General features: G+C 67.4%; 9 protein-coding genes and 1 other RNA gene. 1 reads left to right on the top strand and 9 read right to left on the bottom strand.

Features of this window, described 5'->3' with window-relative positions; all coding sequences use genetic code 11:
* Nucleotides 1–32 precede the first annotated feature (32 nt).
* From ACODSU_RS18770 to dnaX, 6 genes are all read right to left on the bottom strand, one after another.
* Nucleotides 33–185 (bottom strand): DUF3096 domain-containing protein, encoded by a 153-nt coding sequence (locus ACODSU_RS18770; RefSeq protein ID WP_015013605.1) that lies wholly within the window; start codon nt 183–185, stop codon nt 33–35.
* Between the two features lie 169 nt (nt 186–354).
* Nucleotides 355–1410, bottom strand: a complete 1056-nt coding sequence (locus ACODSU_RS18765; protein WP_422849275.1) for an ABC transporter substrate-binding protein — start codon at nt 1408–1410, stop codon at nt 355–357.
* 154 nt (nt 1411–1564) lie between these two features.
* On the bottom strand, nt 1565–1990 hold the full coding sequence (locus ACODSU_RS18760; protein WP_015013603.1) for an MAPEG family protein: 426 nt from the start codon (nt 1988–1990) through the stop codon (nt 1565–1567).
* A gap of 126 nt (nt 1991–2116) precedes the next feature.
* On the bottom strand, nt 2117–2707 hold the full coding sequence (recR, locus tag ACODSU_RS18755; protein ID WP_476017846.1) for a recombination mediator RecR: 591 nt from the start codon (nt 2705–2707) through the stop codon (nt 2117–2119).
* Between the two features lie 247 nt (nt 2708–2954).
* A complete protein-coding gene (locus ACODSU_RS18750; RefSeq protein ID WP_015013601.1) occupies nt 2955–3287 on the bottom strand; it encodes a YbaB/EbfC family nucleoid-associated protein in 333 nt (110 codons plus the stop codon).
* Nucleotides 3288–3356: 69 nt separating this feature from the next.
* Nucleotides 3357–5366 carry a DNA polymerase III subunit gamma/tau gene (gene dnaX / locus ACODSU_RS18745; RefSeq protein WP_488843878.1) on the bottom strand — a complete coding sequence of 670 codons (2010 nt, stop codon included), beginning with the start codon at nt 5364–5366 and terminating at the stop codon, nt 3357–3359.
* Between the two features lie 102 nt (nt 5367–5468).
* Between dnaX and ffs the strand changes: the two genes are divergently transcribed.
* An RNA gene (gene ffs / locus ACODSU_RS18740) (signal recognition particle sRNA small type) lies at nt 5469–5565 on the top strand.
* A gap of 114 nt (nt 5566–5679) precedes the next feature.
* On the opposite strand, the gene ACODSU_RS18735 is transcribed toward ffs, so the two are convergent.
* From ACODSU_RS18735 to ACODSU_RS18725, 3 genes are all read right to left on the bottom strand, one after another.
* Entirely contained in the window at nt 5680–7011 is a 1332-nt protein-coding gene (locus tag ACODSU_RS18735; RefSeq protein WP_488843944.1) for a TIGR03862 family flavoprotein, read from the bottom strand.
* A gap of 92 nt (nt 7012–7103) precedes the next feature.
* The gene (locus ACODSU_RS18730; protein WP_488843876.1) at nt 7104–10613 is read right to left on the bottom strand and encodes a UvrD-helicase domain-containing protein; all 3510 of its coding nucleotides are present in this window, start codon (nt 10611–10613) and stop codon (nt 7104–7106) included.
* The gene (locus ACODSU_RS18725) at nt 10610–13207 is read right to left on the bottom strand and encodes a PD-(D/E)XK nuclease family protein (RefSeq protein WP_488843874.1); all 2598 of its coding nucleotides are present in this window, start codon (nt 13205–13207) and stop codon (nt 10610–10612) included. Before ACODSU_RS18725 ends, ACODSU_RS18730 begins: the two co-directional genes overlap by 4 nt.
* Nucleotides 13208–13240 lie beyond the last annotated feature (33 nt).

Raw genomic sequence — 13240 nt, 5'->3', positions numbered from 1 at the left:
CATCGCTGGGCTGGGCGTGGCTGGGGCCGTGCTCAGAAACGGAGCGTGTGCATGCCCAACAACCCCAAAATGCCCATGATGATGAGGTAGAGCGCCACGATGGTGCTGAGCAGGCGCGGCATGACCAAGATAAGAATGCCTGCGATGAGGGAAACGAGCGGGCCGATGCTGAGGCTCAGCGACATGGTGATGGGTCCTTGAAAAATGGCTCGGGAATGGCACAGCACAAGCGCTGCATGCGTGGCCTGCGCAATGCCTGTGGCGCGGAGTGATCGCGGTGCAGTGGCGGGTATCTATGCAGGCGGCTGACACTGTAGTCGATGCCAGAGGCCCCAGCGCCTCAATTGCGATTCTTCAGACGCTGTACTTCTGGCGTGCCTTGCGCACGAAGTCGCTGGTGGAGGTGCGGGCCAGTTCGATCTTGGCCTCGGCCAGTTCGGGCAACACCCGCGACAGCACCCGCAATGCGGTGGCAGGGCCTTCGTCCGGCATCAGGCCATTGGTGGAGTAAGTCTCACGCACGCGGCTGAACGCCGCCAGGTACAGCCCCCGGTCGCCCATCAGATAGGCAGGTGGTACCGTTTTCACCAGATCGGCTGGCGCTGCCGTCTGCAGCCATTTGAGCGCATGCACAACGCCATTGACCAGGGCCTGGGCCTGGGCAGGCTGCTTCTGGATGAACGCCTGGGGCGCATACAGGCAACTGGCGGGCATCGTGCCGCTGAACATGTCCTGCGCGGCCTTGAGCGAGCGCAGGTCCCCCACGATGCGGGTGTCCGCCTTTTGCTCCAGCAGGGTCATGATGGGATCGGCATGGCACAGCGCCTGCACCTGGCCGGAACGCAGCGCGTTCATGGCATTGGTGCCCGAGCCCACACCCACAAACGAAACCTCCCGCAAGGGCACACCTGCGCGCATCAGCATCAGGCTGGCGGCCAAGTGGGTGGAGGAGCCCACCGACGACACGCCCACCTTGCGCCCTGCGAGGTCGCCCAGATCCTTGTACGCCGGTACCGACCGCAGGGACACACCAAGCGCCAGTTGTGGCGCCCGACCCTGCACCACCAGCGCACGGTAGGCATGACCGCGCGCCTGCGCACGCAACACATGCTCGAACGCACCGGAACAGACATCGGCCGCACCGTCCTGCACCGCCTGCCAGGCCAGCGCTCCCGCTGAGTAGTCCCGCACCACCACGTCCAGGCCTTCCAGGCGGAAGTACCCCAGCGCATCGGCCAGCGCCAGCGGCAGGTGGTACAGAACGCCCTGGCCGCCGACCGCCACGGTCACCCGCCCCAGCGCCGCGCCATCGGTCTGCGCACGCACCCCGATGGCAGGCGCCCACACCGCAGCCGCCGACAAGGCAGAAACGGCGCCAAAGGCGCGGCGGGTGAGTGGAGGCAAGGACATGGAATCAGGCAAAAAGACAATGCTGCATTGCAACAATCGTGCCGCAGCGCAGGCAAAACCGCATCAGGGTGAATCCCTGCGGGTTACTACGTACCGCCCTGTGCAGGCGCCCACTGCGGGGCACCACCGGTGGTGCAAAACGCTCCCGGCGCGCCTAACGGTAACCGATGAACAGGATGGCGATATTGACCAGAAAACCACCGGCCCAGACCGCGCTGCGCGCCGTTGGCATGTCCGCCACATACATCATCACGTAGAAGATGCGCAGAAACACATACAGCAGCGCCAGCAAGTCCAGCAGCGTCTGGCCTGCCCCCAGCAGGTGGGCGATGATGACCGCACCGATGAAAAATGGCAGCGCTTCAAAGCTGTTCGCCTGCGCTGCGTTGGCGCGGCCACGCCAGTCGGACTGCCGCGAGAGCCAGCCGCGCGGGTCGTGGTTGTCAAAACCGCCCTCTTTGCGGGACTTGCCCAAGTTGCCGCTTTTGGCCAGCCAGGCGCAGGCAATCGGCAGCAGTGCGGCAAACAGCACACACCAATAGGCCACGGTAAACCGTGCGACGTGCAGGGTGGTATTCATTTTTTGATGCTTTTGAGGCCCCAGCGCAGCAAACACAAGCACTGGCAGCTATTAAATTGAGAGTATTTTAGCTGCAGACCTTTGCCAGCCAGCGGACTGGCTCACAGGCAGGTAGGCACATCCAGGTCACCGGCGATCCACCAGCGCATGCGCAATCGTGCCCAGGTCCACATACTCCAGCTCGCTGCCCACTGGCACGCCGCGCGCAAGCCGCGTGACATGGAGCCCCCGGCTCTTGAGCGCCTCGCTGATCACATGGGCAGTCGCCTCGCCCTCGGCATTGAAATTGGTCGCCAGGATCACCTCCTGCACGGTGCCGTCCGTGGCGCGGTCCATGAGCTTGTGCAGGCCTATCTCCTTCGGCCCCACCCCATCCAGCGGACTGAGCCGCCCCATCAGCACAAAGTACAACCCCTTGAAGGCGCCCGTGCGCTCCAGCGCCGACTGGTCCGCTGGCGTCTCGACCACACACAGCCGCGTGGCATCGCGCTCGGGGTCCAGGCAGGTGCTGCACACCTCGGCTTCGGTGAAGGTATGGCAACGCGCGCAGTGGTGCACGGTGCCCACCGCCTCCCCCAGAGCACGCGCCAGCGCCAGCGCCCCTTCACGGTCATGCTGCAGCAGATGAAACGCCATGCGCTGCGCAGACTTCACCCCCACCCCCGGCAGCCGGCGCAGCGCCTGGATCAGAACATCGAGGGAGTTGGTGGAGGACATGGGGTGAGAGGCAATCCGAGAATTGGAGTTGGCGGTATGTGGAACGAGGCTTCGACAAGCTGCGCCCGAAAGGTAGTCAGGGCGCGGGCCAGTTTCTACTTGCCTTTCACCCCCCCCGCCCTCAAGGGCGTAGCGAGCGGGATGAGCTGCTAGGCGGCCGGAGCACAGGAACCGGAACGTACTTCCTGTACGTGAGGATTCCGAGCACCGCCCAACGACGCAGATCGCCCGCTCGGTAGCCAGCCCCTCAGAAAGGGAATTTCATGCCGCCGGGGAGTCCTGGCATGCCCGCTGTGAGCTTGCCCATCTTCTCTGCCGAAGTCTCCTCGGCCTTACGCACCGCCGCATTGAACGCAGCCGCCACCAGGTCTTCCAGCATGTCCTTGTCTTCGGCCAGCAGGCTGGGGTCGATGGTGATGCGCTTGACGTCGTGCTTGCAGGTCATGACCACCTTCACCAGGCCCGCGCCCGATTCGCCTTCGACTTCAATGAAGGCCAGTTCGTCCTGGGCCTTTTTCAGGTTGTCCTGCATGGCCTGGGCTTGCTTCATCAGGCCGGCGAGTTGTCCTTTGTTGAACATGGTGTGGTTTCCTTTTCGGTTTCTAGTCTAGTGAATGGGTAACAGAGCTTGTGAGGGCTTCAGGGTCGGTCATGCAGGCTTGATGCTGCCCGGCACGATTCTCGCGCCATAGTCCCGCATCAGCGATTGCACGAAGGGGTCGTTGTGCACGATTTCCTCGGCGCGGCGCTGGCGCTCGGCCGCGGCAGCGGCATTGCGGCGGGCGGGGCTGTCGATGACCACACCCACCTCGACGCTGATCTGCGTGGCGTGGCCGGCCGCCTCCAGCGCAGCGCGCAGGCGCTCGCGCGCCGTGGGCTGGTTGAGCGACTCACGCTCCACCCGCAGCAGCCAGTGCCCCCCATCGCGCGCCACCAGCTGCGACTGCAGCGCCAGCTCGCGCACCAGCGCTGTGATCGCTTCGGCTGCTATCAGCTGCTGCACGGTGGTGTGCCAGACATCGCCCTCTTCGGTGGGCGTGTAGCGGGCGGAGACCGGGGTGGGTGCAGACAGCGGAAGCGGCTGCAGCCGCTCGCCAGGCTCTGGCGCTTCGCGCACCGGAATTGCTACATATTCAGGAGCGCCTTGTGATTTGACGGATGGCGCTGCACCGGGGATTTGCCCCAGCCTCTCGGGCGTACGCACGGGCAGTGCAGGTGCGGTGGAATCTGGCGCCGTGGCCACCGCATCGGGCTCATCAGACCCCGGCCATGGGGGAGGCTCGGAATCGTTGATGGACTCACCCGCTGGGTCATCCGGTGCAACAGGGACGGAGCGGGCCACCGCAGCAGACGCGGGAACGACCGCCGGAGCGGGCGTCGGAACTGTGGGCGCTGGTACTGACGAGGCTTGCGGAGTCGCAGCCGGTGCGGCCGAACGCCCGGGCATCGTTGACGCAGCTGCTGCACCTGATGAAACAGAGCCTGAAACGGGTGCGTCAGCCCGCGTCAGAGTTTTTTTTTCAGCCGATTCGCCAGGGCCACCTGCACCGCTGACCGGCTTGAAGGCCAGCAGGCGCAGCAGCACCATGGTGAGCGCTGCGTACTCATCCGGCGCCAGGCCCAGCTCGCCGCGCCCGTGCAGGCACAGGCTGTAGAGCAATTGTGTTTCGTCGGCGGGCATCAGCGTTGACAGGCGCGCGGTTTCGGCGGCCTCGGGGTCGTCGGCATCCACCGCACCGGCCATCTGCGGCACGGCCTGGAACACAGCCATGCGCTGCAGCACGGCACTCATTTCTTCGAGCGTGGAGGCGGCCGACAGGCCGTTCATGCGCAGCGCGTCCGAGGTTTCGACCACGGTCTTGCCATCCCCCTGGGCCAGCGCATCAATCAAGCGGAACACGTAGGAGCGGTCCACCGCGCCCAGCATCTGGCGCACACCGGCTTCTTGCAGCTGACCGCTGCCAAACGCGATGGCCTGGTCGGTCAGCGACAGTGCATCGCGCATGGAGCCCCGCGCAGCGCGTGAGAGCAGGCGCAGCGCCTGGGGCTCGGCAGGCACGTTCTCGGTCGCCAGCACCTGCGTGAGGTGCGAGAGGACGGTTTCAGGCGCCATGGGGCGCAGGTTGAATTGCAGACAACGACTGAGCACCGTGACCGGCACCTTCTGCGGGTCGGTCGTGGCGAGCACGAACTTGAGGTATTCAGGCGGCTCTTCCAGCGTCTTGAGCATGGCGTTGAACGCTGTGTTGGTGAGCATGTGCACTTCGTCGATCATGAAGACCTTGAAGCGCCCCTGCACCGGCTTGTAAACCGCCTGCTCCAGCAGGCTTTGCACCTCGTCCACGCCCCGGTTGGAGGCCGCGTCCAGCTCGGTGTAGTCCACAAAGCGGCCGCTGTCGATGTCGGTGCAAGCCTGGCATACGCCGCAGGGCGTGGCGGTAATGCCACCGTTGCCATCCGGCCCCTGGCAGTTGAGCGACTTGGCCAAAATGCGGGACACCGTGGTCTTGCCCACACCGCGCGTACCAGTGAACAGGTAGGCGTGGTGCAGGCGCTGCTGGGTCAGCGCATTCGACAGGGCCTGGACCACATGCTCCTGCCCCACCATCTCGGTGAAATTGCGAGGGCGGTACTTGCGGGCGAGCACGAGGTAGGACATGCGGGCGATTCTACGGGTTGGGCCAGGCGCCCCTGGCACCGCCAGGGCAAACAAAACAGCCACTGAAAAATCAGGGCCTTCATCCGACGTACAATCAGCGGTGACGGGCCTCCTCGCATGGTGAAGCGGCCAACCGGGTCAGGTGGGGAACCAAGCAGCCCTAACCGTGGAGTCAGTGCCGGGGGTAAGGCTCGTCAACTTCTTCTTTTTTGCGCGGTCGCGCAAGAGCTCTCTCTCCTTCAAAGCTCCCGCTCCGCAGCAGGTCAGCTTGGTCTGTCCAAAAGCCGACAAAGGCAGAGCCCCTCGATTCTTTTCACTTGCCTGCAGGGCGGCCCAGCCACTGCAGCGCACCCTCCCCCGCCACGCGGCCACTGGCCATGCTGGCGGTGAGCAGATAGCCGCCGGTAGGCGCCTCCCAGTCCAGCATTTCGCCAGCGCAGAACACGCCCGGCAACGCCGTAGTCATCAGGTGCGCGTCCAGCGCCTCAAACGCCACACCACCCGCCGTGCTGATGGCCTCGTCCAGCGGGCGCGCAGCCACCACGGTGATGGGCAAGGCCTTGATCGCGTGGGCCAGGGCCACAGGGTCGTTCATGCCGTCCTTGCCCAGGTGCTCGTACAGGATGCCCGCCTTGATGCCATCCAGCCCCAAACGGCTCTTGAGGTGGCTGGAGAGCGAGCGCGATCCGCGCGGGTGGCGCACTTCCACCAGCACGCGCTCGGGGCTGTGGTCGGGCAACAGGTCCAGATGGAACGTTGCGTGCCCTTGGGCTTGCACCTCGTCGCGCAGCAGGTGCGACGCGGCATAGACCAAGCTGCCCTCCACCCCCGTGGCCGTGACCACAAACTCGCCCCGGCGGCTGAAGCTGCGGCCTTGGCTGTCGGTGAAGCTCAGCGCCACGGTCTTGAAAGGCTGGCCCACAAACTTCTCGGAAAAATGCGGCGTCCAGCCCACCGTGGGTGCGGGCGTGCGGCCCAGCAGCTCTTGCAGAAAGGCGCGGCGCGTTTCGCCCAACGGGGCATCAACGCGCAGCACGTCAAAACCGCAGTTGGACGGGCGCAGCGGCGCCACCGCCACCCCGCGCTGGGCCAGCAGCGTCACCCAGGCACCATCCGACCCCAGGCGCGCCCAGCTGCCGCCGCCCAGTGCGAGCACCACGGCCTTGGTGGCTACACGCACCTCGCCGGCCGGAGCGGCCAAACGCAGCGCGCCCTCGTCGGTCCAGCCCAGCCAACGGTGGCGCATGTGGAACAACACCCCCTGCCCACGCAGGCGCTGCAGCCAGGCGCGCAGCAGGGGCGCGGCCTTCATGTCGGCGGGGAACACGCGGCCCGATGTGCCCACGAAGGTCTCCACCCCCAGCCCCTCAGCCCAAGCGCGCAGCTCGGGGCCGCCAAAGGCGCGGACCAGCGGCTCGATCTGCTGCTCGCGCCCGGCATAGCGGCCCACAAAGGGCTCGTGCGGTTCGGAGTGCGTGAGGTTGAGCCCGCCCTTGCCCGCCAGCAGAAACTTGCGGCCCACCGAAGGCATGGCGTCGAACACATGCACGGCCACACCCGCCTTGGCCAGCACCTCAGCAGCCATCAGGCCCGCCGGGCCGCCGCCGATGACGACCACGTCGCACTGCAAGGTCTCCGCAGACAGGGTGGGTGTATCGGAAGGAGAAAGGGTGTGGGACACGGAAGGGCCTTGCTGAAATGAGGAACGTTGCGCTGCCTGAGGGTTGAAGAAACGGCTCAGAACAAGGAGCCTTGCGGTGAATCCTCGGGCCCTGGCGCAGTGCGGACGCGTGCGAGTTTTACCGGGGCGACCGGCGCAGCGGGGGCCGAAGTATGCCCCACCGCAGACGGCGTGGCGACCGATCCCCCTGCAACATTCGGCGTATCGCCCACCATCACCAAACGCCCATCGCCGGTCAGGAAGGCAGCGTGCACGGCCTCGCCCGGCATCAGAGCCCCAACGGCTTCGCGGTAGCGCTCCAACTGCGCCACCAAGGCCTGCTGGCGCTGGGGCTGCGTGGCGCTTTTGTAGTCCAGCACCCACCAGCCCGCCAAGGGGTCACCAGCCTGCACGGCGCGGCGCTGCACCAGCCGGTCGATGCGCAGGCTCTGGCCCTGGTAGTGCAGCGAGGCTTCGTTGATGGCGGTCTGGATCAGCGCCGCATCCCACGCCCAGGCGCCCTCGCCCGCCAGAATGGCCTGCGCCATGCGGGCGGCCTGCTCGGCGGCGACGGGGGTGATGTCGTGGTCAATCGCCAAGCGGGCCAGGCGTGCGGCGGGCCAGCCGTGGGCACGCAATTCGGCCAGCGGTGCACCGGCCACACCGGCCTGCTCCAGCAGCTGGTGCATGGCATCGCCTTGGCGCGACAGCGGTGTCGATTCCGCATCGCCTGGCATGGCCACGGGTGCATCGCCCTCCAGCCCTGCGGCGGAATGCACGCGGGCGGTTTGCAGCGCCTCGGGCAGCGCGGGCAGGCTGGGGATGGTGAAGGTTTGCGGTACATCAGCAGGGGCAGAGACTTCTGCGCCATGCGCCGCCGGGGCCTGGGCTTGCGGATCAAGCTCGGTGACCAGCGGAGCGAGCCGGTTCCACCAGCTGCCGGGGACCGAGTTGCCGGGCTGCACCGACGACAGCGCCAGGCAGTGCTTGGCGCGCGTCATGGCCACGTAGAGCATGTTCAGCTCCTCGCGGCTGCGGGCCTGCTGCTCGGCGGCCAGGGTGGACTCGGCACTGGGGGGCGGGTTGGATTCGCTGGCCAAAAAGATGAAGCCCGAGGGCGCGGGCTGCTCGCCGGGCCAGTCCACCAGCACGCCCATGGTTTCGGCCTTTTGCGGGCGGGTGTCGGTGTCCAGCAGCAGCACGCAGTCGGCCTCCAGCCCCTTGGCACCGTGCACCGTCAGCAGGCGGATGGCCTGCGCATCAGCCCGGCCGGGGGCGCGCACGCCGCCCTTCTTCATGGCCCGCACAAACGCATAGGGCGTGAGGTAGCGGCCCCCGTCGTGCTGCAACGCGGCGGCCAGCAGCGCGCGCAGATTGGCCTGCACCGCCTGGCGCTGGGTGGCGGGCGCGGCGGCGGCAAAGCGGGCCAGTACATCAGCGTGCTCGTAGATGGCGTGCAGCGCATCATGCGGCGGCAGGCGCTGCACCCAGCCCTGGTATTGAATCAAAACAGCCCCTAGCGCTTGCATATCAAGCGGTAGCAGCTCACTTTTCAATAGCAAATCAAACCAACTGCAGCCCGCATGCTCAGGCTGGCGGCGCAGCACGGCCAGGGCCACCAAGGAATCGTCACCCAAACCAAACAGCGGCGACTTGAGCGCGCGGGCCAGCGACAGGTCGTGCGTGGGCGAGACCAGCGCATCCAGCAGCGCCACCATGTCCTGCACCTCGGGCGCGTCGAACAGGTCCGACTTTTCGGGCTGCACGCAGGGCAGGTGCAGGGCGCGCAGGGCCTCTTGCATGGTGGCCAGGCGGTCGCGCTTGCGGGCCATCACCAGCACCTCTTTGGGCGGCGTGCCGTTGGCGATCTGCGCGGCCACCCAGGCGGCGGCCTGCGTGCATTCGCGCATGCGCTGGGTTTCCTCGGCTTCGTGGCGGGGTTCGGTCAGGCTGTCGCGCCAGGCCAGCGGGTCGCGGCTTGCGCCTTGGCCGTCGTCATCCGCATCGGTGATGGCGGGCAGGCGCAGCAGTTGGCCCGTGTGTTTCGATTCAGTGGTGTGGTCGCGAAAGCCGCTGGTCTCGTGCTGCGCCTGGGCCTGGCCCATGACGGCGTTGACGGCGGCAATCACGCCCTGCGCATTGCGGCGCGTGTGGTCGCAGCTCAAAAGGTCGCCGCCCAGCCCATCGCGCACAAAGGCCTGCGCGGCAATGAACACCTGCGGCTCAGCGCGGCGAAAGCGGTAGATGCTCTGCTTGGGGTCACCCACGATGAACACGCTGGGCGCGGCCGAGCCGCCGCCCGAGCCCGCATAGCCCGCCAGCCACGCATGCAGCGCCTGCCATTGCAGCGGGTTCGTGTCCTGGAACTCATCGACCAGCAGGTGGCGAATACGGGCGTCCAGTCGCTCCTGCACCCAGCCGGAAAGGACGGGGTCGGCCAGCATGACCAGGGCCGTGCGCTCCACATCGTTCATATCCACCCAGCCGTGCTGCTGCTTGACGGCGGCAAACTGAGCAATCAGGCAACGCGCCAGCCGGGCCATGCGCTGCTGGTGCTGCCAGGCCTCGTGCTGGCGGCGGGCCACCAGCAGGCGCTGCAACTCGGGCTCGGCCTCTTGCGCGGCGGGGAACTTCTCCAGGTTCTTCGACAGGCGGTCTTCCTTGGCCACGAACATGGCTTTGCGCAGCATGTCCAGGCGCTGGTTCAGGTCGGGGCAAGCCAGCGCGTCGATGATGGCGTCCGCCGCCTTTTGCGGGGTCTTGTTGGCCTCGGCGCCCAGGGCGCTGGCACGGCTGCGCCAGCGTTGCAGGGCGGCTTCGGTCTGCAGGGCCTCGGCGGGCTCGGCCAACGCGGCCAGGTCGGGGTACGCCTGCTGGAACGGCGGCACCGAGGCATCCACCACGCCCGCCGCGTCGGCCAAATCAAACTCCACCCGCTTGGCCAGCGCCGCTGCCAGCGCCTTGTGCGTTTGGGATCTGCCATGGCGGGCCACCACGGCTTCGTAGTCGGCGCGCAGGTGGGCGCTCTCGGCCACGGACTGCAGGAAAGGCGGCCAGACCTCGCGCACGGCCTCGGCATCGTCTTCCAGCAACTCAAAGTGCGCGGGCAGGCCTTGCTGCTGCAACAGCGCCAGCGGGGCCGTGCCCAGCAGCGCGGCAAACCAGCTGTGGAAGGTGCGTATCTGCACGGGGCGCCCTGCTTCGAGCAGCTGGCGGTACAAATTTTGTAGCGCCTCGCGCTTTTCCAGAGCGGACTGGGGGCTGATTCCGCGAGCAATCAGCTCGGCGGTGAGTTCTTCGAGCGGCCTGTGGCTGAACTGCTCCAGCCACTCCTGCAGGCGCTGGCGCATTTCGCCTGCAGCCTTTTTGGTGAAGGTAATGGCCAGGATTTCGTGCGGCGCACAGCCGTCCAGCAGCGCGCGCAGCATGCGCGACACCAACATCCAGGTCTTGCCCGCGCCCGCGCAGGCCTCCACCGCCACGCTGCGGGCGGGGTCGCAGGCGATGGCGTAGAACGCCTCGCGCGAGACGGGGCGGCCGTTGTGTTCGTAAGCGGCCTGGGTGGGCGATGGAGTGCTCTCGGTCATGGCGTCTCAGGCGCGGGCGGTGCCTGTTCGGCATCTGCCCAGTAGTCTTTGCGGCACAGGCCGCGCACGGCGCAGAACTCGCACACCGAGCCTTCGCCCAGCGCGGGCAGCGGCGCACCCGCGGCAATGCGGGCCATGTCGTGCTGGATGCCTTCGATGAGCACATCACGCAGGTGCACCACCTCGCCCTGCTCGTGCAATTGCGTCTCGCCGCGTTCGCCCACATTGACGTAGGCGGCGCGCAGCGTGTCGTGGTGCAGCAGAGCGGCGTAGAACGGCAACTGCGTGTCTTCCGCCCCGCTCTTGATGCGCTGGCGGGTGACGCTGTCGCTTTCGGTCTTGTAGTCGATCACCAGCACCGTGGGCTCGCCGGTGCTGGAGACGCCGTCGATGCGGTCGATGGTGCCGATCAGCTCCAGGTCGCCCAGCGGCTGGCGGGCCTTGACCTCGGCCTGGCGGAACATCGCGCCCTGCCCCTCGTGCCCGGCCAGCCAGTGCAGGTAGCCATCGCGCAGCTGCGCCCAGCCTGCGGCAAAGGGCAGAAAGTCGCCGTCTTGCAGGCGCTGCTGGCGCGTGACGGCTTCAGCGGCGGCGTCCATGCGGGCGCTGCGCTCGTCCGCGTCGTCGGTGGGCTGATCGCGCAGGTCTTCGTGAAAGCGCTGCAGCACCGCATGCAGCCAGTTGCCAAAGTCGCGCTTGTCCACCTCGGCGTCCAGCTCGTCGGCCTCGCGCAGTCCCAGCTGGCGCTGGGCGAAGAAGCGGTAGGGGCAGTGGCGCAGGTCTGAATAGGCGGTGGACGAGAGTTGCCGCACGGGCAGGGCCTGACCCACCGGCAGGGGGCGCAGCGTGGGCGTTGCCACCACATCACGTGCAGTGCGGTGATCGGCGCCGGATGAGGCTACGCCATCCAATTGCAGTGCCAACACCAAGGCACTGGCCAGCAGAGGCTCACCTCCTTCGTCGCCCGTGCGCCACAGCACATCCACCACGGGCACGCGCAGGGCATAGGCCCAGGCGGCCCGCTGCGCGGCCTCCAGCGACTGGCGTGTGGGCAAACCCCAGGCCTCGCGCTGGGCCTGGGACCAGTCTCCGGTGGGCTCTGGAGCGGCCTGCAGGCGTTTCTCATCGCAACCGGGGAGCACTGCGGCCGCGAAGGGACGCCCCAGCAATTGGGGCAGCGGCAACACCACCACGGGCGCATCAGCGGCCTGCGAGGCCACGTAGCGCCCGGCTTCCAGCACGTCCTTCACCCACCGGGTGAACTCCGCCAGCGTCATGCGGCGGCCCGCGCTGTCGCCCCAGCCTTGCAGCTCCGCTTGCTGGCCGTCTTGAAGGCGCAGCGCCGCCAGCACGCGCATGCCTGCAGGGTCGGCCTGCAGGCCCTGCCATTGCCCGGCTTGCTCCAGCACGGCGCGCAGAGCGGGCAGCCACTGCGCCAGGGGGAGCGCAGCACGCAAGGTGTCGCGCCAGGTCTCCACCGTGGCCACGGTGCGGGCCAGGTGGGGCTGGGTGCTCAGGTCCTGAGCGGAGGCTGCGCTCCAGTGCTGCAGCACGCCTTTGCGCAGCCACTGCTCCAGCTGGTTGATCTCGCCCGGCGTCAGCGCGGGGGTGTGCTTGAGCCAGTCCAACACGTCGTTGGACGAGGCATTCCACGAGGCGGCCTGCAGCGCGGCCATGACGCGAGACGCCGCACGGGTGGTGGACAGAATCCATCCACTTTCATCGCGCACCAGCACACCGCTGCTGTCCAGATGGGCCAGCACACGGCGAATGAGCGCGCGGTCGGTGGCCGCCAGCGCAACAGGCACCCGGCCATCGCGGATGTGGCTGAGGACACAGGCGGCTGCGCGGTGGGCTTCGTCTTCGGCGTCGGTGGCAGCGTGCAAGGCACGCTGGGGTGGCGCCAAAGCGTCTTCCAGCAGCGATGGCAGCTTGATGCAAGCGCCCCGTTCGCCCCAATGGGCCAACAGGGCCTGGGGCAAAGCATCTGACTGAAAGCCCTCCAGCACCACCAGCGCATCCACGACCTCACGCACACCGGGCTCAAACAACACATCGGTGGCGTGCCGTGAGGCCAGCACCCATTCCAGCGCCAGACGCGCTACCAGGGCTTCGTAGTGCAGGCTACTGCCTTCATCCGCAGTGGTCAGGAGTTTGCGGGCCTCATCGCCCCAGGCCGCCCGCTGCGCGGGGGGCACGGCCGCTACGGCGGGTGCCAGCTGGGCGGCGGCTTCTTGCAGTGGCGTGGCCAGCATTTCACGCAGGGCGCCCTGCCCCACGCGGTCCAGCAGGGCGCGGGCCGTGAGGGTGTCGCGCGCAGCGTCGCCCGCAAAATCATCGGCCGACGGCTCAAAACCCTGCAGCTGGCGCGCCCAGTTGCGGGTCGTCTCGAAACGCGGAGCAAAGCCCTGCGGGAATTGCTGCCCCCACAGGCGTTGCCCCCAGGGCATGAGCTGGGCATAGGGCACCAGCACCACGGTGCGGGCCAGATGAGCGCCCCGGGCACTGGCATGGGCCGCCACCTGGGCCAGAGTGCGTTGCCACAGGTGCAAGCTCCAGCCTGCGCCATCATCGCTTTTCGCTATGACAGTCATAGCGTCGCAGGCCCCGGCCATACCGGTGAATGG

The sequence above is a fragment of the Acidovorax sp. FG48 genome (genome assembly GCF_057809085.1).
The sequence above is the reverse complement of the archived record's forward strand: the minus strand, read 5'-3'. Positions and strand labels throughout refer to the sequence as shown.